At 33.7% G+C, this 23,192-nt stretch carries 24 protein-coding genes; 9 read left to right on the top strand and 15 right to left on the bottom strand.

What is annotated here, in order from left to right; translation table 11 throughout:
• Window positions 1–4 precede the first annotated feature (4 nt).
• On the bottom strand, window positions 5–643 hold the full coding sequence (locus Q5I06_RS05230) for a SoxW family protein (RefSeq protein WP_305517093.1): 639 nt from the start codon (window positions 641–643) through the stop codon (window positions 5–7).
• Between the two features lies 1 nt (window position 644).
• Window positions 645–1,598 (bottom strand): ferrochelatase, encoded by a 954-nt coding sequence (hemH, locus tag Q5I06_RS05225; protein WP_305517092.1) that lies wholly within the window; start codon window positions 1,596–1,598, stop codon window positions 645–647.
• A 98-nt stretch (window positions 1,599–1,696) separates the two neighbouring features.
• On the opposite strand from hemH, the gene Q5I06_RS05220 reads away from it, so the two are divergent.
• Both Q5I06_RS05220 and Q5I06_RS05215 read left to right on the top strand, forming a co-directional pair.
• Window positions 1,697–2,110 (top strand): hypothetical protein, encoded by a 414-nt coding sequence (locus Q5I06_RS05220; protein WP_305517091.1) that lies wholly within the window; start codon window positions 1,697–1,699, stop codon window positions 2,108–2,110.
• 15 nt (window positions 2,111–2,125) lie between these two features.
• Window positions 2,126–2,797 (top strand): 16S rRNA (uracil(1498)-N(3))-methyltransferase, encoded by a 672-nt coding sequence (locus tag Q5I06_RS05215; protein ID WP_305517090.1) that lies wholly within the window; start codon window positions 2,126–2,128, stop codon window positions 2,795–2,797.
• A gap of 8 nt (window positions 2,798–2,805) precedes the next feature.
• Here Q5I06_RS05215 and Q5I06_RS05210 read toward each other — a convergent pair whose 3' ends face one another.
• Genes Q5I06_RS05210 through Q5I06_RS05190 form a run of 5 tightly spaced genes read right to left on the bottom strand, consistent with a single transcriptional unit; the run spans window position 2,806 to window position 7,697 of the window.
• On the bottom strand, window positions 2,806–3,327 hold the full coding sequence (locus Q5I06_RS05210; protein WP_305517089.1) for a DUF2393 family protein: 522 nt from the start codon (window positions 3,325–3,327) through the stop codon (window positions 2,806–2,808).
• Window positions 3,328–4,032, bottom strand: coding sequence for a bifunctional phosphoribosyl-AMP cyclohydrolase/phosphoribosyl-ATP diphosphatase HisIE (hisIE, locus tag Q5I06_RS05205; RefSeq protein ID WP_305517088.1), 705 nt, complete (start codon window positions 4,030–4,032; stop codon window positions 3,328–3,330). It abuts the gene before it with no gap.
• Window positions 4,033–5,151, bottom strand: a complete 1,119-nt coding sequence (locus tag Q5I06_RS05200) for a prohibitin family protein (RefSeq protein ID WP_305517087.1) — start codon at window positions 5,149–5,151, stop codon at window positions 4,033–4,035.
• Window positions 5,152–5,163: 12 nt separating this feature from the next.
• The gene (locus tag Q5I06_RS05195; protein WP_305517128.1) at window positions 5,164–6,081 is read right to left on the bottom strand and encodes a branched-chain amino acid transaminase; all 918 of its coding nucleotides are present in this window, start codon (window positions 6,079–6,081) and stop codon (window positions 5,164–5,166) included.
• 59 nt (window positions 6,082–6,140) lie between these two features.
• Entirely contained in the window at window positions 6,141–7,697 is a 1,557-nt protein-coding gene (locus tag Q5I06_RS05190; protein WP_305517086.1) for a DEAD/DEAH box helicase, read from the bottom strand.
• A 301-nt stretch (window positions 7,698–7,998) separates the two neighbouring features.
• Between Q5I06_RS05190 and Q5I06_RS05185 the strand changes: the two genes are divergently transcribed.
• The 5 genes from Q5I06_RS05185 to mqnF all read left to right on the top strand — a co-directional run bounded on the left by Q5I06_RS05185 (window position 7,999) and on the right by mqnF (window position 12,355).
• Complete coding sequence (locus Q5I06_RS05185; RefSeq protein ID WP_305517085.1) at window positions 7,999–8,739, top strand: cytochrome c biogenesis protein CcdA; 741 nt, start codon at window positions 7,999–8,001, stop codon at window positions 8,737–8,739.
• Complete coding sequence (locus Q5I06_RS05180; RefSeq protein WP_305517084.1) at window positions 8,739–8,990, top strand: hypothetical protein; 252 nt, start codon at window positions 8,739–8,741, stop codon at window positions 8,988–8,990. Before Q5I06_RS05185 ends, Q5I06_RS05180 begins: the two co-directional genes overlap by 1 nt.
• Before the next feature lie 80 nt (window positions 8,991–9,070).
• The gene (locus tag Q5I06_RS05175) at window positions 9,071–10,291 is read left to right on the top strand and encodes an amidohydrolase family protein (RefSeq protein ID WP_305517083.1); all 1,221 of its coding nucleotides are present in this window, start codon (window positions 9,071–9,073) and stop codon (window positions 10,289–10,291) included.
• Window positions 10,284–11,111 carry a mechanosensitive ion channel family protein gene (locus Q5I06_RS05170; protein ID WP_305517082.1) on the top strand — a complete coding sequence of 276 codons (828 nt, stop codon included), beginning with the start codon at window positions 10,284–10,286 and terminating at the stop codon, window positions 11,109–11,111. The genes Q5I06_RS05175 and Q5I06_RS05170 overlap by 8 nt, the downstream gene beginning before the upstream one ends.
• Window positions 11,108–12,355 (top strand): aminofutalosine deaminase family hydrolase, encoded by a 1,248-nt coding sequence (gene mqnF / locus Q5I06_RS05165; RefSeq protein ID WP_305517081.1) that lies wholly within the window; start codon window positions 11,108–11,110, stop codon window positions 12,353–12,355. Before Q5I06_RS05170 ends, mqnF begins: the two co-directional genes overlap by 4 nt.
• Here mqnF and Q5I06_RS05160 read toward each other — a convergent pair.
• From Q5I06_RS05160 to bioD, 5 genes are all read right to left on the bottom strand, one after another.
• Window positions 12,348–13,028, bottom strand: coding sequence for a DNA/RNA non-specific endonuclease (locus Q5I06_RS05160; protein WP_305517080.1), 681 nt, complete (start codon window positions 13,026–13,028; stop codon window positions 12,348–12,350). The genes mqnF and Q5I06_RS05160 overlap by 8 nt on opposite strands.
• 17 nt (window positions 13,029–13,045) lie before the next feature.
• Window positions 13,046–14,728, bottom strand: a complete 1,683-nt coding sequence (locus tag Q5I06_RS05155; protein WP_305517079.1) for a methyl-accepting chemotaxis protein — start codon at window positions 14,726–14,728, stop codon at window positions 13,046–13,048.
• 353 nt (window positions 14,729–15,081) lie between these two features.
• Window positions 15,082–15,609: an IbrB-like domain-containing protein gene (locus Q5I06_RS05150; protein ID WP_305517078.1), complete on the bottom strand. Its 528-nt coding sequence runs from the start codon at window positions 15,607–15,609 to the stop codon at window positions 15,082–15,084.
• Between the two features lie 13 nt (window positions 15,610–15,622).
• Window positions 15,623–16,951: a DUF3440 domain-containing protein gene (locus tag Q5I06_RS05145; RefSeq protein WP_305517077.1), complete on the bottom strand. Its 1,329-nt coding sequence runs from the start codon at window positions 16,949–16,951 to the stop codon at window positions 15,623–15,625.
• Window positions 16,952–17,006: 55 nt separating this feature from the next.
• Window positions 17,007–17,666, bottom strand: a complete 660-nt coding sequence (gene bioD, locus Q5I06_RS05140) for a dethiobiotin synthase (RefSeq protein WP_305517076.1) — start codon at window positions 17,664–17,666, stop codon at window positions 17,007–17,009.
• A gap of 68 nt (window positions 17,667–17,734) precedes the next feature.
• Between bioD and Q5I06_RS05135 the strand changes: the two genes are divergently transcribed.
• On the top strand, window positions 17,735–18,034 hold the full coding sequence (locus Q5I06_RS05135; protein WP_305517075.1) for an ATP-dependent Clp protease adaptor ClpS: 300 nt from the start codon (window positions 17,735–17,737) through the stop codon (window positions 18,032–18,034).
• Window positions 18,035–18,043: 9 nt separating this feature from the next.
• Window positions 18,044–20,251, top strand: a complete 2,208-nt coding sequence (locus Q5I06_RS05130; RefSeq protein WP_305517074.1) for an AAA family ATPase — start codon at window positions 18,044–18,046, stop codon at window positions 20,249–20,251.
• Between the two features lie 59 nt (window positions 20,252–20,310).
• Here Q5I06_RS05130 and flgG read toward each other — a convergent pair whose 3' ends face one another.
• The 3 genes from flgG to Q5I06_RS05115 are packed head-to-tail and all read right to left on the bottom strand — an operon-like array spanning window position 20,311 to window position 22,899.
• Window positions 20,311–21,099 carry a flagellar basal-body rod protein FlgG gene (flgG, locus tag Q5I06_RS05125; RefSeq protein WP_305517073.1) on the bottom strand — a complete coding sequence of 263 codons (789 nt, stop codon included), beginning with the start codon at window positions 21,097–21,099 and terminating at the stop codon, window positions 20,311–20,313.
• 52 nt (window positions 21,100–21,151) lie between these two features.
• Window positions 21,152–21,919 (bottom strand): ABC transporter ATP-binding protein, encoded by a 768-nt coding sequence (locus tag Q5I06_RS05120; protein WP_305517072.1) that lies wholly within the window; start codon window positions 21,917–21,919, stop codon window positions 21,152–21,154.
• Window positions 21,916–22,899: a FecCD family ABC transporter permease gene (locus Q5I06_RS05115; protein ID WP_305517071.1), complete on the bottom strand. Its 984-nt coding sequence runs from the start codon at window positions 22,897–22,899 to the stop codon at window positions 21,916–21,918. The genes Q5I06_RS05120 and Q5I06_RS05115 overlap by 4 nt, the downstream gene beginning before the upstream one ends.
• Between the last annotated feature and the right edge of the window lie 293 nt (window positions 22,900–23,192).

Here is a 23,192-nt window from a genome sequence, read left to right as displayed (position 1 = left end):
ACCCCTATGAATTAGATTTTTTCATAACATATTCTTGCAGTAGCTGATTGATTTGTCTTTGATCTTTGGCTTTTTTCCATTCACCAGTAGCAATAAATTCAAGCATCGCCATAAATTGTTTTTCAGGCATATAGCCAGGAAATTCTAAAATAGTCTTGCCATCAGTATCTGAAAAAACAATTGTTGGAGTAGGTCTTATATCATACATCCGAGAGAGTTGTGCAGTTGAGACCTGAATTTCTTTTGGATCATTAGGTGTTCCGACTTTAAAATCATGTATTTTTGAGTAGCTCATGTTGATATAATAGGCAGTGAAGTTATCTTGGATATACTTTTTCAAACTAGGTGTGTCTTTAATATCTTTTTTAAGAGCTTCGCAATAAGGGCAACCATTAGCTCCAAATACCATCATCATATATTTTCCATTTGGAGTTATGAATTTTGTATCGCCAAACACATCCTCAAGTCCTGCATAGCTATTTTTATCCAGATTCTCGCTCTCTTGACTGACTTTTGAAGATGTGTTACTTCCATCAGAAATAATGCTTGAATCGACTTTATTATCACTATTACAGCCAGATAAAGATATGGAAAACATACCTAAAATTACTAGAGTTATTGCCATCAAAAATATTTTTTTCATTTCAATCCTTTCGGTTTGGTTGAGCGTATTGTAAAATCATTTTAGCAAACAAATCTGAATCGTTCAGACAAGGACACACAATATAATCTTTGATCCCAATTTCTTGGGCGAGTTGTTTGTATTGTATAGAGAGTTCGTATTTTGTTTCAGAGTTGTCTATAGTGAATGAAATAGGATAGATAATAATCTTGCTTTTTTTACATTTTTGGATTATTTGGTCAGTATCAGGACCGATCCACTTCATAGGACCAACTTTTGACTGGTATGAAAGAAAAATATCTTTAAAAATAATACCTTGTTCTTGGAGTTTGTTTTTTATAATTTCAAAATTTTCTTCGCATTCTTTTTGGTAGGCATCACCTCTTTTCACGACACTTTCTGGAATACCATGAGCAGAGAGAATCAATGTAAATTCAGTACTATCCTTTCCGTTCAAGGATTTTTTAATGTCTTCTAAAACAGCTTGACTAAATGCTGGGTTTGCATAGAATCTATCAATAATCCTAATATCAGGATGATAATCCAAATCTTTGAGCGAATCATAAATATCTGTGATTGAAGAAAGAGTTGTTGTTTTAGAGTATTGCGGATACATACTTATAAGTACGAGTGATTTAATTCCTTTATTTTTTAGATCTTCTAAGACCATTTTTGAATATGGAGGAGTGTAGCGCATTACATAGGTGTATAGTCTGCTTTCATCCATTTGTTGTAGTTTTTGAGTTAGGGAAAAAGTAATCTCAGTGATAGGAGATTTTCCACCGATAGCAGAATATATTTTTTTAGACTTTTCAGATCTTTTTGATACGATAAAGTTTGCTATCATTTTTCTAAAAAAACTATTCCTTATTGAAAGAATGTGGGGATCATAGAACATATTAGTCAAAAACCCTTCCACTTCATAAAGACTGCTAGGACCCCCCATATTTAATAGCAACACCGCTTCTTTAGGCATTTTGAGATTGATCCTTTAGTTTTGTAAGTAAGAAATAATATTCAAATAAAGTTAATAATGCTAGAATTGCTTTATAATAATACACATTAGGAGTTTTTATGGAAGAAATAAATACGATTGCTAAAGCCTTCAATGACTCAGTATTTTTTCATAGCTTTTTTATGTATTTTATGCCTGTTCCATTTATAATCAATCTTTATACGCTTTTTAATCAGAGGGACTATGTTAGGGTGAATAGAAAAATTTGGTTTGTGATGCCTATCATCTTTTTTTTGATAGCGGTTGCTTTTTTTACAGGGATTTTTTTGATGGCAATGGGACATTTTATGTTCAATGCCAAGGTTATTTTGATGGTGATTGCTACGGTTGTGATTTTTGTGGGGGAGATAGTTCGGATTAAACGGTTAAAAATTGCCAAAACAAAAGAAGAATTTATGATTGCTTATCTGAAATTTTGCAAAGTACTTTATTTTATAGATTTGCTTCTTTGTCTTCTCCTGATATTTGGTTAGTTTGTAAGGGTAGTGATGCGTTTTACCTATCATCCTGATGCTGGAAATGATTTCATAAGCATTCAAGGGGAGCTCTATAATCATATTTATCAAGTCAGACGCACAAAATTTCAAGAAAATCTGCAAATGAGGAATCTTAGAGATGAAAATATTTATACTTATGAACATGTTCAGATTTCAAAAAAACAAGCAGATCTAAGGCTTGTGAATCATTCAGAAAGTCCAAATTCATCAAAGAAAAAGATACATCTTATTTGGGCGATTATTGAGGGAAAAAATATCGAAAGAACATTGCCTTATCTTAATCAGCTTGGAGTTATGAAAATCAGCTTTTTTTATGCCGCACGAAGTCAGAAAAATGAAAAAATAAACTTGGAAAGACTGCATAAAATTCTTATCCACTCTTGTGAGCAATGCGGAAGGACTGATTTTATGAATTTGGAGGTTATTCTTAACACTTCCAAAGCACTTGAACTCTATCCAGACGCCTGTGTATTTGATTTTGGTGGTAAAAATATTTATCACAGTATTCCGAATTTTTCAAGAGGCATTTTTTTGGGTCCAGAAGGTGGTTTCAATAATGAGGAAAAAGAATTAATGAAAGATCGATTAATTTATTCCACGAACGAAGATTTTATTCTCAAAAGTGAATGCGGAGCATTATTTCTTTCAAGTATTGGCTATTAATGGTAATTCTAATGGCAATTTACGCTTATTTTATAAGGATAATTTCTGTAATAGTACCTATCAATCATCACTACGAAGTTTTTGGTTTGATTTGTTTTTAATGCTGTAAAAATCATATGTTTAAAAATTGCCTTTGGTTGAATAAGGTTTTTTAGTTTTTCTAAGGTATTTTTGCTTGGATGATAAACATTTACACTTACCAAACACTTAGAAATATCTTTTTTCCCGATATTTTTGACATCCATATCTATTAAAAATGCATTTGCATATTGAAGCGGAGAGGCCTTGTTGTATGAAATTAAGGTTTTATAAAAACCTTTGTCCATAGCAATTTGGATAACAAAAGGCGTCGAAAAAAGGACAAAAAAAGACAGAATAAATAGAAAAGTAAATAGTATTTTTTTTTGATAAGAAAAGAGTGTGAGTATAAAAATAAGCAAGAACAAAACAAATATCGCCAAGAAGATTCCAATCTCTATGTAGCCCAAATGATAAAAAACATTTATTAGATTTTTTTTGATCTCCTGCATTTAGAGTTTCCTGCTATTTTTTTCATCAATACCGCTCATTCCAGATCGTCTTTTGAGTTCAGTTATGATTAAATCAGGATCAATATTCTTATAGCTCAGTGCTACAAGAATATGATAAATAAGATCAGAACACTCATAGATAATCTGTTTTTTTTCATTATCTTTAAGTGCAAAAGTTAGTTCCCCAGCTTCTTCTATGATTTTTTTGCAAATTTCATTGTCCCCTTTTGCGTATAGTGAAGCGGTATAAGAAGTTTGTGGAGATTGAGTTTTTTTATCTTGCAGTGTATGATAGAGAATATCTATAAAGTTATATTTTTCGTTTATATCTTGAGATTCATAGATGCTACTTATAGAGCTATCTTGAATATCTATTTTTTTAAAAAAGCAACTTTGTGTTCCTGTGTGACAAACCACGCCTTTTTGAATTACTTTTGCCAAGAGAGTATCATTGTCACAATCTAAGAAGATTTCTATTATTTTTTGGGTGTGACCACTCTGCTCACCTTTTTTCCAAATACGATTTTTCGTACGTGAAAAATAATGTAAAAAACCTGTTTCAAAACTCAACCTTAGGGCATCTTGATTCATAAAACCTAACATCAAAACACTGTTGTCCTCAAAATTTTGAACAACCACTGGAATAAGGGGAGACTTTCCCCAATCCAATTTAGCAGTTATTTCTTGTATTTGAGCTTGAGTCATTTACTTTGTGCCAGTAACTGCACTTTTTTGTTTTGTTTTAGAATCCACCCATATATTAGGCACGGCTCCTCCGGGCATTAAAAATATTTGAGCGTCTTTATTTGTTTTGAGTGCTTCGTTAAATTTATTTTGAGTTTCTATTTCTCTTAGCCTTAATAATTTATCGTTCAAGCTTTGACCGATGCTTTTGTTGGCTTCAGATTTTGCCTTTGCTTCAATTACAATTGCGTCAGCCACACCTTGTGCTTTTATGCGATTGGCTTGTGCCTCACCTTTTGCTAAAGCAGCGACTTTTTCGGCTTCTTGCTTGGAACGTTCAACTTCATATCGCACTCGCTCTGATTCTTGTCTGGCGATTTGTACCTTTTCAATCTGTTCTTTGATATTTTGAGGCAAAACAATCTCTCTAAGTTGTACAGAGCTTAGCTCTACAGGAGAATTTGGGAATTTTGCCATTTCTTTACTGATATCTGCACTTATAAGTGTAGCGATTTCATTGCGTTTGGTAGGCAGATCTTCAGCAGGATAGCGACCTACAACACCTCGAACCACATCTCGTACAACAGGATTTATGATTTTTTGTTCCCAACTCAGTCCATATGTTGCAATAGTTTGCGGAGCAGTTTGAGGATTGAGTCTGTATTGGACAGTGAGTTCAATAGAAACTGTCAAACCCCTAGAATCCATTACATTGATGGCATCATTTCTGAAAATTCCTTGATTCTTGCCCACGACTCCCATATCTTCTGTGCGAGAGAAATTGATTGTTCTAACTCTTGTATCTACCACAATTACATCTTGAATAATGGGTAAGAAAAAGTGGATACCAGGCTGCAGAGGAATATTGTTATATTTCCCTGCAGTAACTTTGATACCTACTTCACCTGATTTGATAACAACAAAGGGTTTGGCTATCAGAAATATCAAAACAATAATTATAACTGCAATAAGACCTGTAATTTTTTTATTTGTAAAAAAATTTTGAGGAATATTTGGAGGTCTAAAGCCTCCAGAATTGCTTGAATTTGGTTTGTCTTCCTTGCTTTCTTTTTTAAAATTATTATCGTTCCCTCTTTGCTCATTTTTTCTTTTTAGGTGTTCATTTAAATCAATAGGCATATTTCTCCTTGTTTATTTAATATAAGTTAGATAGTGAGTGTATTTTTGGTTTTTTCCCATTACGAGATCAAAAAATTCTTTTTGAAGTTTTTGAGTGATATGCCCTGCTTTTCCAGATCCAATAACTCTAAAATCAAGCTCTCTAACAGGGGTGATCTCAGCAGCAGTTCCTGTAAAAAAAGCTTCTTGGGCAATATATACTTCATCTCTTGTTATGCGTCTTTGCACTACAGGTATATTTAGATCTTTTGCAATTTCTATCACGGTTTCTTGAGTGATAGATTCTAACGAATTGTCATAAGGAGGAGTGATAAGAACCCCATCCCTAACAATAAAAAAGCACTCCCCGCTTCCTTCGGCAATAAAACCACTATCATCAAGCAACAAAGCTTCTTCGCATCCACAGTTTAGTGCTTCGTGTTTTGCCATTTGTGAGTTGAGGTAATTAGCGGCGATTTTCGCTTTTCCCATTGTGGATTTGATGGAATTTCTTGTAAAAGAACTTGTTTTGACCTTGATGCCATTGATAATACCATCTTCACCCAAATAAGCACCCCATTCCCAAGCGGCAATAGCTACATTTACAGGGGCTTGTTTGTGGCTTACACCCATCGCACCATATCCCAAATAAACCAAAGGGCGAATATAGACATTGTTTTGAAAGTCATTTGATTTAAGCAATTCGATCTGTGCAAGATTTAATTCATCTTCACTATAAGGGCAATCAATTGCAACGATTTTGGTCGAATTTAATAGTCTTTTGGTGTGATCATTAAGACGAAAGATCGCCAAACCTTTTTCGGTCATATACGCCCTCACACCTTCAAAAGCGGCATTTCCGTAATGAAGAGTGTGAGAGAGAATGTGTATGGTGGCTTCCTTCCAAGGGACTAATTCTCCATCTTTCCAAATATATTTAGCTTCTTTTATCATCTGATTTCTCCGAATTTTGATATGAATATTCTATCAAAGCTAATTTAATTTAGCTTTTATCTTTTTTTATTTCCTTTGTAATCCCCTCGACCTTGTCCAGTCGAACTGCTCCTAGTGCTAGAAGTTCCATAGCCTCCTGAAGGTTTTGAACCATAGCCTGATCCTCTTGAATCTGACCCTCTTCTTGAATTTCCTGAAGGTTTTGAAAATCTTTTATTTCTATCACTAGAGCCTGAACGATCTCTACCTCTAGTTGTCTTTGGATTAGATTTTTGTTCCTCGATTTTTTGAATCTCTTGTTTGCTTAATCCTATTTTACCTCCCTTTAGGTGGAGCGCTAGGAGTTTTAGACAGAGTTGAGAAAGCTCTGTTTTATCTTTGAGTGATTCATAAATGTTCAAAACTTCATCGCTTACTTTTACCTTTAGGATATTTTGAAGCACTTTATCGCCATCTAAATTCATTGTAGGTATTTCATATAGTTCAAGTTTAGATCCAATATCATTTTGAATTCTTTTGAGTTCTTTATATTCTAGAGGCGTTACAAGTGTTATAGCAACACCTTTTTTACCCGCTCTTCCTGTCCTGCCTATTCGATGTACATAGCTTTCTGGGTTTAGGGGAATATGGTAATTGAATACATGGCTTACATCACTTATATCTAGTCCTCTACTTGCCACATCTGTAGCCACAAGAATATCTGATTTATTTGCTTTAAATGCATTTACAGCCTCTCTTCTTTCTCTTTGTTCCATATCTCCGTGCAGGGCTATGGATCGGTAGCCTTTAGAGCTAAGAATAGTATTTAACTCGTCAGCTTCTTTTTTTGTTCGTGTGAAAATAATGCTTTTAGAGGGCGATTGTGTATCAAGAAGTCTTGTAATCGCATCATTTCTTTCTGCCTCATTGATAACATAAAATCTTTGAGAAATATCTACATTAGTCATATTTGTGGGGGTTATTTTGATATTGATAGGATTTTCTAATATTTTGTCAGCTAATAAGCGAATTTGATTGGGCATTGTCGCTGAAAAAAGAAGAATTTGAGCGTTACTAGGTAAGTAGCTGAAAATCTCTTCAATATCATCTAAAAACCCCATATCAAGCATTTCGTCACTTTCATCTAAAACCACAATTTTAGGTACAAAATTTTCAAATCGGTTGTTTTTAAGATGATCAAGTAGTCTTCCGGGAGTGGCTATCATAACTTGAGGCATTTTTTGCATAAACTCAATTTGTTTTTTGATGCTTTGTCCTCCATAGACGCAGATAGTTCTAGTTTTTGCGAACTTACCAAGCTTAAAAACTTCATCGCTTATTTGCATCGCAAGTTCTCTTGTGGGAGTAATGATGAGCGCCTCAACGGTTTTATCATTTGTAAGCATATTGATGATAGGTAGTGCAAAAGCCGCTGTTTTTCCAGTACCTGTTTGTGCTTGTGCGATTACATCTTTTCCTTGTAAAACAGCAGGAATAGCATCTGCTTGGATTGGGCTAGGAGTTGTAAAACCAGCTTCTTGGATACCTTTTAGCACTTGAGGGTTTAGTCCAAGTTGTTCAAAGCTTAACTCCTCTTTTTGGATTTCTGAATTGTCTAAATTTTCTTTTGGCATTTTTGCTCTCTTGAATTAGTTTGATTGCAAAAAGCCAAAAATCTCTCAACCAGACTTTTTGCTCTGACATTATAACAGAGTATTTCAGTTTTATTGGAGTAATTGAAATATATAGGGATTTTACAACTATTTGAAATTTAAAATATGTATAGGTTTATTAAGATAAATCTTTACAGAAAACAAAGAAGGTTGATCAATGTAACAATGAATGCTATATATTTATTTTTTTATGTTTTACTTTTTCTTTCTATAAAATATCCATAAAGTTAATAGGAAATTAATAGAGATTAGTGAGGTTGTTATGTTTGATCATTTATTGCTACAATTTTTTTATTCCGCCCCTCTTAGTGTTTCATTCTTTGCGGGAGTTTTGACTTTTGTTAGTCCTTGTATTTTGCCTTTGATTCCTGCTTATATGTCTTATATATCAGGTGTTTCTTTAGAGGATATTAAGTCTGGATCAGCAAATAGATGGAGAGTTATTTTTAAGTCTATCTTGTTTATTTTGGGTTTTGGGCTTACATTTATACTTTTGGGAGTTCCTTTAGCTAAACTGATCCATCAAGCAGGAGATTGGCTTAATTACATCTCTGGAGCGGTTATTATTATTTTTGGACTACATTTTTTAGGTATCTTCAGGATTGGATTTTTATATAAAACCAAGAAGGTGAATTTTGAAATCAAATCCACTCAAAATAAATTTTTGGGCTTCCTTGCTCCGATTGTTTTGGGAATAAGTTTTGCACTAGGATGGACGCCTTGTGTAGGCCCCATACTTTCAAGTATATTATTTTTAGGGGGGACACAAGAAGGATATGCTTTAGGGTTGATGAGTGCTTATACACTCGGATTAGCAATTCCATTTTTACTTGTTGCAATATTGCTCAATAGGGCACTAGGAATTTTAAATAAGATAAAAAAATATGCTCGAACTATAGAAATCATATCAGGTGTTTTATTGATTTTTATTGGTATCATTATTTTGAGCGGTTCTATGAGAGATATTAGCGAAATTTTGATGCAAAAATTAGGAGGTATCTAATGAAGGCTATATTTTTATTTTTGGTTTTGATGAGTTCTTTTGTTTTCGCAACAGATATCAAAGCCCAAAGTTGTGATGATAAGAGTGAAAATTCTTCGTTGCTTAAAGGAAGTTTTTTAAATAAAGATAAACTAGTTGGTCAATCTTGTGAAAATAGAGTTCAAAGTTTTGATGATAGTGCATCATCAACATCTCCCAATGAGGAAAAAAAGCTTAGTGATCTAAAAAACTTTGTGAATTCTTCAAAATGATTTATTGCTGTGGGCGGAATTAGGGATATTTTTTAAATAGAGTTTGGTTAAAATAGCAAAAAGCACTTTAAGGATAAATAATGTTGTTAAAAAATGGCTTTATTTGTGACTTTTCTCACAATCAAAAAGCAGATCTTCGTATAGAGGGAGGTCAGATTGTAGAGATTGATGCCCAAATTTCTGCAAAAATACAAGAAGAAGTGATTGATTGTGCAGAAAAAATCATTATCCCAGCACTTATTGATTTGAATGTATATCCAAAGACAAAGACTCTTTCTCAAAAAACTCTTACTTCTCTCTCCAAAAAGGCTATCAAGGGCGGGGTAGCGACTATGCTTGTTTTACCTGATACTTTTCCTGCCTGTGAAAATGAAGCCATAATAGAGCTTATAAAAAGCATCCAATCCACCATAGAGGTTAATATTATTCCAAGCATCAAGCCAATTAATGCTGAGGAAAAGCTCAACAATATTTCTATTCTTCATTCACAAGGAGGCAGGGCGATTTATATTGATAGCTCTATTGATGGAAATAATTTGCTTAGAATCACTCAATATGCACATATGTTGGAGATTCCAATTATTTGTTTTGCTCAAGATTCACAGATTGCTAATGGTGTTGTCAATGAGGGCGAGTTGGCCTCAAAATTAGGATTACCAAGCATTTCTCCACTTTCTCAGACTAAGGAGATCGCAAAAATTTCTGAAGTTGCACGGTATACAAATACGCAGTTTTTATTCAGTACCCTAACAGAGCCTGAAGGATTGGAAATTGTTGATTATTTTAGGAACAATAAAAATGCAAATATCAATGTTCAAACTTCTATTCATCATTTAATTCTGGATGAAAGTGCTATCCAAAGATATAATACTAGAGCTAAACTCAATCCACCACTAAAAGATGATGATTCTAAACAAAAGCTTTTAGAAGCACTAAAAAATAATAAAATAGATATGCTCACAAGTCTTCAGTGTGCGGATTTTAATTCAAAAAAAGATCAAGTATTTGAATTAGCAAGTTTTGGAATCGATGCAATCAGCTATTATTTTCCTCTTGCTTATACTTATCTTATTAAGACAGGGGTCTTGGACATGAGTTCTTTTGTGAAGATGAGTTCAAAAAACCAATCTGATTTTTTAGGTTTAAATAAAGGAGAGATTAGTTTGGGAAAAGATGCGGATTTGGCGATCATAGATTTACATGGACATACTCAGATTACTGATAGTTTTTCTCCTTACTATAATCAAACATTATCTTCAAAGATAGATTCAGTCATTATTGGCGGAAAAATTTATGAATAGATTTTTAGATTTTTTGGAGATTGCTTTGCCCTTTACAGAAAGCTTTTTTTTGCTTCTTTTAAAGGCGGGATTTATTTTTGTCGTAGGGCTTTTTCTAGCACATTTTGCACGTAAAAAAATAGCAAAGGTCATCAGCAAAAAAGATGAAATCTTGGGTAATTTTACCTCTCAGGTTGCTTCTATAGCTATTCTTATCATTACCATTGTCACCATATTGGCAAATCTTGGGGTGCAAATAGGATCAATTCTAGCTGTTCTTGGGACTGCAGGGGTTGCTATTGCTCTAGCTCTTAAAGATTCTCTTTCTTCAATTGCAGGGGGGATTATATTGATTGTTTTAAGACCTTTTAGAAAAAATGATACTATTGAGTTAGGTTCTATAACAGGGAATGTTGAAGGGATAAATCTTTTTAATACGATGATTAGAATGCCTGATGATAAACTCGCCATTTTGCCCAATAGAAATGTGGTCAATGCTAATATTATTAATTGTACTGATAGCCATAAACGTCGTATAGAATGGGTTTTTGGCGTAAAGTATGATAACGATATTGAGGAAATTCGCAATATCATCAAAGATGTCATTGCCAAAATGGACAAGGTTGATTTGAGCATCGCACCATTTATAGGGGTTACAGACTTTGGACAAAATTCTTTGAATTTTACTATTAGAATATGGGCAAAATTACAGGATAATGTCTTTGGAATTCGCAGTGAGCTTATAGAAAATACAAAAATAGCCCTTGATAAAAAAAATATACAGATTCCTCCTCAAAAGCTTGATATAACCATACTAAGTCAAATCAAGGATGAAAAATGAATCAAGAAATTAGGCTTATTGGCGGAAGTAAGGTTTTTGTTTGTGATGAGGGTTTTACGATTATTGATGATGGCGGAGTTGCATTTAATACACAAAATGAACAAAATTTTATCATTGAAATTGGAAAATATAAAGATCTCAAACAAAAATACCCCAATGCCTTATTTTATGAAGACGCAATTATTCTTCCAAGTTTTGTAAATGCACATATCCATTTTGAGTTTGGTAATAATATTTCAAGCTTTGAATATGGAGGCTTTGATAGATGGTTAGGCAGTGTTATGAAAAAACGCGAGGATGTGCTTAGTAATATTTCAGAATGTGTCAAATTAGGTGTTGATGAGCAGCTCCAAAGTGGTGTAGGAAGCGTAGGAGCTATCAGTAGCTATGGGAATGATATGCAGATTTTGGCAAATTCTCCTTTGAGAGTGATATATTTTAATGAGGCTATTGGTAGCACACCTTCAGCGATTGATTTTTTGTACAGCGATTTTTTAAATAGATACAATGCCTCTAAAGAACTACAATCAAATAAGTTTATTCCTGCTATTGCGATCCATTCGCCATATTCTGTTCATAAGGTGTTGGCAAAAAAAGTTTTACAGATATCAAAAGCAGATAATGTAAAAACATCTGTGCATTTTCTGGAATCTAAGTTTGAACGAGAATGGCTAGAATCTTCCAATGGATGGTTCAAGAGTTTTTATGAGGAAGTTTTGGGTATCAAATCACCAAAACCTCTCTATAATATAACCGAATTTCTTGAGATGTTTGAAGGGCTAGATACCCTGTTTGTGCATTGCCTTTTTGCCAGTGGTTCTGATCTTGATTTTATATCCAAAAATGGTCATATCATCTCTTGCCCAAGATCAAATCGTCTTTTGAATAATGCTTATATTGACTTTTCTCTTCTAGCTTCCCGTAATCTTCATCCTATCTTTGCTACTGATGGCAAAAGTTCTAATAATAATTTGAATATGCTTGATGAACTTAGAAGTGCATTATTTGGTTATTTTTCAGTCGATATAGATGAGTTGAGCAAAATTTTAATACTAGGATCAACCTTATACCCAGCTAGGGCTTTGGGATTAGAATGCGGGACACTGCAGATGGGAAAACTTGCTGATATTTCTGTTTTTCAATGTCCGCAGATAGATAAAAGCTCCCAGTCGCCATTGCAGTTTCTCTTGCATTCTCAAAAGGTTAAGACATTGTATATAAATGGTAAAGATATCATTAAATAAACCACTTGCAATCCACTTTGTAAAATTGCAGATCTTGATTTTGTAAATTTTCATTGGGTATTGCATAACATTCTTCAGTGTTTGTAGTTTTTATAATTTTTATAAAGTATTTAGGTATCGCGATGCGGTTTTTGATGTATTGTATTTCTGATGGCTCTTTTGGATATAAAATGATATTTAGAATATGAGCACTTCCTTGAAGTTTTGCAACCCTTCTCTCCCTTTGAGCAGCTTTTTCCCATAAACCTTGATTGACTTGATAATTTTGAGGGACAATATTGCTCATCAAAAATGTAGAATCTTGTGAGTGAGAGGTAGAAGCCATCGATTTGCTTGAGAGAATATGACCTTTTTCATATTTATTATCAATATAATTTTCCTTGTAGGTTCTATAAGCCGCAGGGACTTCTAAATCGTATCTATATTTAGAACGTTCGCTTGTTTCTCGAAGATTAAGTATAGATTCTTCAAGCTCGTAGGCTATAGCCTTTGGGCCTTTGTGCTCAAAGCTATAGCAATTAATATAATAATATTTATCCATCACCAAAGAACAATTATCTTTAGTAAAATATTTTTCAAAGGCTTTATGAAGTTTATAATACTCATAGATAAAATGTGCACAACAAATCGACACTCCCAAACAGAATAAACAAACAAAAAATTTTATTTTCATAAGTTATCCCCTATTTTTCAAGTCTTGAATTCTGAAAGTTTTTTATTGAGCATTTCTGTCATTTTGTTTAGATGTTCAGATACGCTCGCAATTTCTTCAACGCTTCGAGCATTTTCAGTAGATATACCATTGATATTTGAAATACCTTTTATGATTTCTTTGATATTTTTACCTGTTTCTACATAATTGTTTAGAGTTTTATCAGTTGTCGTTAATGCTTTGGTCATTACATCGTCCATGTGCGAAATCTTTTCTTGAACGCTACTTGATACGGAGGTTAATTCTTGGATTTTTTTGGAGTTTAGATGCATTTCTGTACTTACATCTGAAATTTCTTGAACAATCACACTGATGGTGGAATTAATTTCACTCAAGCTTTTTTGGGTTCTTTCTGCAAGTTTTCTTACTTCATCAGCAACTACAGCAAACCCTCTACCATGTTCTCCAGCCCTAGCAGCTTCAATAGCAGCGTTAAGTGCTAAAAGATTGGTTTGTTCGGCAATTTCATCGATAATGTATAAGATAGATTTAATATCTTCAGCATTTTGGCTCAAACGTTCAATTTTTATGGATAACTCTGCTTCAGTCTTTGCAGAAACTATGATTTGATTGCTTAAGATACGGATAGATTCATTTGTATCTTCCACATAAATTTTGGCTTTTTGTAAGTCTTCTTTGCCTTCTTGGGCGATCTCAATGCAAGAGAGAGTTTCAGATTCAATTTTTTGACTTTTGTGTGTTACTTCACTTACGATAGCTGTAGAATCTTCTACTCTTTTTCCTGTGCTTAATGATGTTGAGCTAAGTTCGTGTGCCACCGAAGAATTTTCTGAAGAAAGTTGCTTGGCATCCACAATTAGCACCCTAACTTTTTCTATAAAGCTGTTGATAGCACTACTAGCTTGTGCGATTTCATCCCTTCCTTTTATCTCTAGTTTTCTACTAAGATCACCATCTCCGCTGGAGAGATTTTTTGCACGTGTGATAAGATCTCTGATAGGACGCACAAGGTTAAGTCGAATATAAAAAAATGAAACCACCAAAATTACCAATACAACTACAACTGCAACCAAAAAGAAGTTTATAAAGTTGTTTTTGGTTCTCTGGGCGACATTATTTTTAATGATTTCCGCATCTCTTTGAATGTCGCTAAAATAAGTTGTAATTGCAACTATATTGTCGGCTTTATCCTGTTTTACATACGCAATTTTGCTTTCAGGGATGCTTCCATGTTCTCTAGGCATTTTATATTCAATATATCCTCCACCATTTTTGGCGATTTTGATAAATTCTCTAGCAATAAAAATATTGTCAGCAGATTTTAGATTTAATACGTTTTTCCCAACTAATTCTGGAGAAATTGGATTAAAGACTAATCTTCCATCTTCTGTAACAACCATTACATTTAGACCATTCTCGCCATCTTGAACCTTTTGCAGGAATTTTAAAATATCACTATTGACTTTTTTTAATCTTCCATCTTCTGCATATGAATCTTTCATTACAGATTGGATTAAAGTGAGCAGTTCAAAAGTATCTTTGAGCTGTTGTTTTCTCTCTTGTATCTTTCCATCTCTCACCTTCATGGCAAAAAATCCCTCTAAATTTTTTGCCATAGAAAATGAGGAATAAATAATAATACTCGAGAGGACAAAAAGTGCTAGTAAAATCATAGCAATGATGCGAGATGATATAGTCATAATTACTCCTTAAAAATTTATTAAGATAAATACTTTGGATAAGACAAACTCAGAATAAAATTGCCATTTAAGCGAAGAATTGCCACCCTTGAAAGTATCTAGGAATAATAAATAATATTTAATAAAAATTATATAAAGATATATTTTTTCAATAATGGATATAGAAAGAATAAATAAGGGAATAGATGGAAAAATAATGGTTATTTTTATAAGAATGGCTATAGGAATTAGAAAAAAATATTGTGTATATTAGATAGAGGCAAACCTACGGTATAAAATAAAATCCGTACGGTTTATTTTTTAATGGATTTATAGGTATATTATCAATAAGGAGAGTTTGGCAATATAGGCTTTTAAGCATTCCAGCTTTTGCTAAAATCCTTTCCTGCAAACAAAGATGCTAATCCAGTAACTTGCTTTAAACGAAGCAATTCATCGGGGTCCATACCAATATTTCGCATAATCCATTCATCACTTTTGCCACACTCTACAAGTTCAGCTACTATGTTTTGCATCAATTCTACGGAGTGGCTTCCTCTAGCACGATTATGGCGAATTGTAGAAGCCATACGATGAGAAATATCTTTGTTTATCACAACAACTGGTAAAAATCCATTTTCTCGTTCATATATATCTCTATGTTCTCGCATTGTGATATACCGGTGAAAGCCATCAACAATCTCATATATATCTTCATCGCTTATATAGTAACACACAATAGGCATCGTGTAGCCATCATTTAAAATAGATTGGTATAAAAGTTCCATTTCTGGGGTGGCAATATGATTGGGATTGTAGGTATTTGATCGTATCTTTTCAAATGGAACAGATATTACATTATACACAGGAGACTTAAAATTATCTTTTTCTTTAGTTTTCATAGGAGTCCTTTAACTAGAAATCTTTGTATTTTTCCATTATCTTGGCAATTTTATTTCTTTGCTCTTTTGTTTGTGCAAAACTCAATCCCTTGCAAAGTACATCATTTTTTATGATACAAACTGCCATTCGTCTCCATGAGGGGACTTCTTTGTTCGCTTCTATTTTTCTAGGAGCAGTATCTGGGATTTTTGTAAATACAAAGAGCTCCTTGCCTTTATTGCTTAACCTATTAAGAGGTTTTACCCCTTCAACCTTTCTTCCTTCTTCGCTTATATAGCAACCTTTTTTGTTCCAGTATCTGATAAATTTTATAAATTTTTCCACATAATGATTCCTAAGTTCTACAGGTAGTGTTGCTAAGAGCATTTTTGTGTAACTCTTCCAAGTATGCCCTTCAGGGAGCTTTACATCATAATACCCCATTATCTTGTCTTTGCAATAAATATTGCCAAAATTCGCACCACTAACTCGATTTACGACACTTACCCAAGTATAAGGCTCGATTACTCGAAAAAGGTTTAAGCCATTTTTTTGATCATCGCCATAAGGTTGGCAAATTCTCATTTCTGACAAAGACATCCCCGCTTTGTAAAATAAATCATAAAGTTCATTATAATCCCATTTGAATTTATAATTTGCGACCCAAATATCCTCTGTAGTCCAGTCATATATTGGGTAGGCATTATATACATTTTCAGAATCTTTACCTATCTGGGTGGTCCATTTCTTGCCTTCAAAAGTGCGTTTGGCAGCATTGGCAATTGTCCTAAAACGATTAAAGCTTTCGTCAGCTCGAATTCCTACAAGGCAAACAGTACTCTTACTTTCTTTGGCTTGAAAACGTACAAAGGCATTGGTAAATTCTTCAAATTCCATTTTGTAGCTAAAAAAATCAAAAGGGTGATTTTCGAGCGTCCAAACATAAGAATTTCTTTTGGGATTGTGCATTTCTTGAGGATATTCCCTTACCCATTTATCCATATTGTCCTTGTCCCAGCAAGTCCAAAAGGGATTAAAAACACTTGTGGCATTCCTAAGATTTAGTGGTAAACAACACCAATGAACCTCCAAATATTTCTCGTTATTTTTAATCATTTTTTTGATATATTCGATTGTATAAGAGTATTGTGCTTCAAGATCTACAATAAATAGAATTATTTTCTTGCGGATTTTATGAGTTTTCATATAATCTAGCACCAAATTAAGCATCACACCACTGTCTTTTCCACCTGAAAAACTCAAGATAATGCGTTTAAAGTTTGCAAATATAACATCAAGTCTTTCTTGTGAAGCAAGATAAACATCAATATTGCGATATTTTTTGCCAACAGCTTGAGTCATTTTAGTTCCTTTGTCCTAGTTTTTCGAGCATTATCGTATAATAAAAAAATAAAATTTAGCTAAAAGACAAAAAATCATGAGTGATTTTAGAAATATCTTTTTGCAGTATATAAATAGGATTTGGAAGTTTTGTGTTTAAATATTCAATATATGGTTTGCTGATAGTATTATAATTCTCCTCGTTGATGAGGTTGATGGCATAAATACAGGGAATATTTTTGGATTTTAAAAATTCTATGTTCAATACCAGATCATTAATCATTCCTAGCTTATCAGAGCTTATTAGACACATGGAAGCCTTCAAAAATCTAGCCAGATCTAACATATTATATTCTTCATTAATAGGCACCATTAATCCACCTGCACCCTCTATTAGTAACACATCACATTTTGATTCCAAGTTAGAGAGCTTTTGATAAATCATATCAAAATCAATTTCTGTAGAAATATTTTCATATTTTTTTGCCACAAAAGGTGAGGCAGGTAGTTTGTAACGATAAAAATTTATATCCTCTATAGATAGACTTTGATCGATTTTAAGATTATATTGGGAGTGTCTTTGGCAATCTAGTATTTCATTCCCATTATCACCTGTTTCAATGGGCTTAGCAATGATGGTTTTGATCCCCTGGGAGTTCATATAATCTGCTAGAAGATGTGTGCTGTAAGTTTTACCAATATTCGTGTTTGTTGCTGTGATAAATAAGCTTTTCAAAAAGTGCCTTTAAATTAATAAAATTTGGTAAAATTATACTCAAACCAAAATAATTTTTAGGGAATTTAATGCCTCAAAATAGCACACAAGTTGAAACTGATCTTTTGCTTCAAGAACCTAAAATGTCTAAAGTAATTTTACTCAATGATGATTACACAACAATGGAATTTGTGATAAAAATTTTGATGCAAATTTTTGGAAAAACCTATAATGAATCTACGGAGATTATGCTTAGTGTGCATCGCAATGGAAGTGCTGTGTGTGGAGTATATCCTTATGATGTTGCAGAATTCAAGACAAAACAAGCTAGGATGCAAGCTAAAAAAAATGGTTTTCCTCTTAGAGTTATTATGCAAGATTTAAATTAGGAGAAAAATTTGAACCATCTTATCAGCCCCAATCTCACCCAAACTATCAATACAGCTGTTGAAAATGCTAGGGAAATGAAACACGAGATGCTCACCATAGAGCATATATTTTTAGCCATATTGCACAATGCAAAAGGCGAAGAGTTGCTAAAAGCTTTTGGTGCAAATACTTCACAGATGGAAAAACTCATTCGTATTTATCTTGCCAATCATATCCCTATATCGCAGGCTCAAGAAGTGTCTTTGCCAACCCAAACGCCAGCTCTTGATAGAGTTTTTAGTTCTATGATTGAACATGCTGCAAATTCTAATCAAAAGATTTTAGAAATTGCGGATTTATTGGTTTTTATTCTTCAAGAAGAGGAAAGCTATAGTGCAAAACTTTTGAATGCACAAGGTATTACCCGATTGGATATTTTAGAGATGATTGCTAATGAAGAAAAATATCAAGATATTCAACAAAATGCCGATAGCTATCTGAAAAAATATAGCAAAAATCTTGTTCAACTTGCCAAAGAAGGGAAAATAGATCCAGTTATTGGAAGAGGACAAGAAATAGAGAGGGTAAGCGAAATTCTATGTCGCCGCAAGAAAAATAACCCTATTTTAATTGGTGAGCCTGGTGTTGGTAAAACTGCTATTGCTGAAGGGATTGCATTAGAGATTGCACATAAAAGAGCCCCTAAGGCTTTGCATAGTGCCCAGATATTTGCACTTGATATTGGAGATATGGTCGCAGGAAGTAAGTACAGAGGTGATTTTGAAAAGCGTCTTAAGGGTATATTGAATGAAATTTCACAGATTCCAGATGCTGTTTTGTTTATTGATGAGATTCATACAATTGTAGGTGCGGGATCTACTTCCGGAGGTTCTTTGGACGCTTCTAATTTGCTCAAACCAGCTTTAGCTAATGGATTATTGCGATGTATTGGAGCTACCACTTACAGTGAGTACAAAACTCATTTTGATAAAGACAAGGCACTTTCAAGACGTTTTACAAAGATCGAAGTGAATGAGCCTAGCCTTACTGATTCTTATGCTATTATCAAAGAATTAGCACCTATTTATGAAAAATACCACCATATTAGCTATACCCCTGAAGCATTGAAGGCATGTGTAGATTTATCTGATCGTTATATTAGTGAAAAATATCTTCCAGATAAGGCCATTGATCTGATGGATGAGGTCGGAGCTAATTATAAAATTCATGCTCATATGGGTAAAAAGCCTAAACTCATCACTAAAGAAGACATCGAGAATATTATTTCAAAAAGTGTCAATATTCCAAAATCTCAGATCGGTAGCGATGAAAGAGGATTGTTAAAAAAACTAGCTCAAAAATTAAAAACTAGAATTTATGCCCAAGATAAAGCTATTGATGTTCTTGTTGATGCTATCAAGATGAACAAAGCAGGTCTTGGAGAGGTACATCGACCCATTGGGAGTTTTTTGTTTGTAGGTCCCAGCGGAGTGGGAAAAACAGAGCTTAGCAAAGAATTGTCAAAAGTTCTTGGGCTTCACTTTGAAAAGTTCGACATGAGCGAATATATGGAATCTCACAGCGTTTCTAAGCTTATTGGATCGCCTGCTGGATATGTAGGGTTTGAACAAGGGGGTCTGCTTATTGATGCTATTAAAAAACATCCTCATTGTGTTTTATTGCTTGATGAGATTGAAAAAGCTCATAGCGATATTTATAATATTCTTTTGCAAGTAATGGATAATGCTACACTTACTGATAATAGTGGCAATAAAGCTGATTTTAAAAATGTTATTTTGATTATGACCTCTAATGCAGGGAGCAAGGAAGCAAATATATTAGGGTTTAATAAAGTCGAGAGTAGCAAACATCAAAAGGCTTTGAAGGATATTTTTAGTCCAGAGTTTAGAAGTAGGCTTGATGCCGTGATTGATTTTGCTACATTGGGCAAAAAAGAATTTGAAAAGATTGCTAATAAATATATTCAAGATATTAGCATATCACTAAAAGAAAAGAATATTTCCGTGAGTATTGATGCTAAAGGCTTGAGTAATATTGCTTCAAGAAGTTTAGATAATTCACTAGGGGCTAGGGAAATTCGTAGAATTATTGAAAATGAAATCAAACGCAAACTTAGCGATGAAATTTTATTTGGTAGGCTTAAAAATGGAGGAGAGGTAAAGATAACTACCGATAAGAATGGGTTAAAAGTCAATTTTTTGAAAAAATCACTATAGTTATATAGTGATCGAAATTTCTTAGTTTCAAGAGAGTTTAGTTTGAGTGTAGTAGCTTATTATCGCTTGAGATTATTCACTGTTTGGAGCATTGAGTCTGCTGTTTGGATGGATTTAGAATTTGCTTCATAAGCACGTTGTCCGGTGATAAGATCGGTCATTTCTTCTACAAGTTTGACATTACTAAGTTCTAAAAACCCTTGTCTTAATTGACCTAGTCCGTCTGTACCGCCTACACCCACAATGGGATCTCCTGAAGCACTTGTATTCATATAAAGATTATCTCCTAGTCCGTGAAGTCCTGCGGGATTAATAAAGTTAGCTATTTCTATTTGTCCTAATACATTGCTCAAGCCTTGATTACCCTGAACTACACTTACTGTTCCATCTGTTCCAATGTTGATTTGAGTTGCATCTTGGGGGACGGTAATTTGCGGAAGCAGTAAATAACCTTCGCTTGTAACTATATTTCCTTGATCATCGAGCTTGAAGTTCCCACTTCTTGTATAAGCAGTTGTTCCATCTGGAAGTTGAATTTGGAAAAATCCTTTGCCCGTGATAGCAATATCTAGATTATTTTCTGTTTCCTTAGGACTACCTTGAGAAAACATCTTGTTTACAGCTCCTGGACGTACCCCTAGACCGACTTCTATGCCGGTAGGCGAAAGTGTTGTTTCACTTGTGGCTGTTCCTGCGTATTGTAATACCTGATAAAATAAATCATTAAATTCTGCCCTCTGCTTCTTATAACCACTCGTATTCACATTGGCGATGTTGTTTGAAGTGGTATCAATCTGAAGTTGTTGCCCCAACATCCCTGTTGTTGCAGTGTATAATGAACGCATCATTTCTATATCCTTAATAAGAATCTTATTGAGGTTCAAGCAAAAATAATACCAATTAATAAACATATACAAAAGATCGAGAATCAATCATTCCTGTTTTAACTTCAAGCCCATACAATTCACTCAAATTTTTAGCATTCATCACTTCATTAACTTGTCCATTGCGGAAATTTTTTCCATCTTTGAGCATATAGACTTCATCAGCGTAAATATTCACTAGATTTGGATCGTGAATATTTATCAAAACCGAGAGATTTTTTTTATCAACTTGTTTTTTGAGCTCTCTAAAAAGTAATGCTTGGTTTTTAATATCAAGATGGGAGGTAGGCTCATCAAGCAACAAGATTGGAGCATCTTGTAGGAGTGCTCGAGCAAGAAGAACCATTTGTCTTTGTCCCCCACTTATCTCGTTGATACCTTGAAATTTTAGATGAATGATTCCCATTTCTTCCATTAATTCTAAGGCTTTTTTTTCATCTTGGTATTGAGGTGTTCCAAATATCCGCATTTTTCGAGTACTACCCATCATCACAACATCTACAACATTATAATTAAATGGACTTTGCCATTCTTGAGGCACATAGCAGATATATTTAGCTCTAAGTTCTGGTTTGAGAGCGAGTATATCACACTCTTGCGTATAAATCTGACCTTTAGTGGGTTTAAGTATTCCTAAAATATTGTAAAATAAAGTTGTTTTTCCTGTGCCATTTGGTGCTAAAACAGCCGTGATACTCTTTTCTTTTAAAATCAAAGAAATATCATTTAAAATGCTTAATTTTGGATAATTAAAGCTAAGATTTTTGATGGTTAAAACATTCATCGACCATTCCATTTGGCTGAAAATTGACTGAGTAAAAATATAAAGAAGGGAGCCCCCAAGATAGCGGTTACTATTCCTACTGGTAGATCGTATGAAGTTAATGTCCTAGCGATGGTATCTGCTCCTAAAAGTAACAAGGCACCTAGCGCTAGAGATCCGGGTAATAATTTTCTCATATCTGATCCAAAAAGTATACGTCCTAAATGTGGCACAACAAGACCAATCCATCCAATGGTCCCACTTACGCTTACTGCCAAAGCACAAGCAAAGCTTACACAAACAATACAGATAAAGCGCATTTTATAAGGTGAGATGCCCAGTGAGAGACATTCGCTATCTCCAAGTCCTAAAATATTGATTTTCCAGCGAAGTAAAAATAAAGGTACAAACCCTATCACCACTCCAAGCAGGGCAATTTTTACATTATCCCAACTTGCAAGAGAAAGGCTTCCTAAAAGCCAAATAACAATCGCTTGAGCTTTTTGTGGATCGACAAAAAATTTGATACTTCCACTTAGAGCACTCAGAAATGCCGAAAGAATTACCCCAGATAAGACCAAAGAAACACTAGAACCTCCTGCAAATTTCCCAATAAAAATCACAAGCAAAGAAGTCCCTAACGCTCCAGCAAATGCTAAAATCCCAAGTGGTAGATTTTCAAACAGTCCAATAGATAACGCGCATCCAAAAGCTGCTCCAGAAGATATTCCAAGTAAAAAAGGATCAATTAAGGGGTTTTTGAACATACTTTGCATTATGGCTCCAGAACCCGATAAAATTGCACCAACAATGATAGCCAAAATCACTCTAGGTAATCGTATTTCATACACTATCACCCCATCAGAGTTTAATGGTACGCCATAAAAAATATGTTGATAAATATTGCCCCACACATGATTCCATGCTATATCACTAGCACCTAGAAAAAGCACAATAAAAGCGAGTATAACTACCAAAGCATAAACGGATATTTTTTTCACTTTATAGCCTAGCAGAAATGGGATTCAAAAATTTCACAAAAACCCTTCAATGTAATCATTTAAAAAATCATACCTAGAAAATCTTAATATCGGTATTTTGGTAACACTCATTCAAATGCTATTTCTTTTAAAAAATTTTAAATCTATATTGTTGTAAATGTGCAATATAGCAATGGTAAAAAATATAAATCTTGGTATTTTTAGGTTTATGATTTGTATTCATAAAGTTTAGAGGGTATATAGATATTAAAAGTGGGATTTAATAAGTTATTTCTTGTGAGAACTTTATTTGG

It is taken from the genome of Helicobacter cappadocius (genome assembly GCF_030688855.1).
Classification (GTDB): domain Bacteria; phylum Campylobacterota; class Campylobacteria; order Campylobacterales; family Helicobacteraceae; genus Helicobacter_J; species Helicobacter_J cappadocius.
The sequence above is the reverse complement of the archived record's forward strand: the minus strand, read 5'-3'. Positions and strand labels throughout refer to the sequence as shown.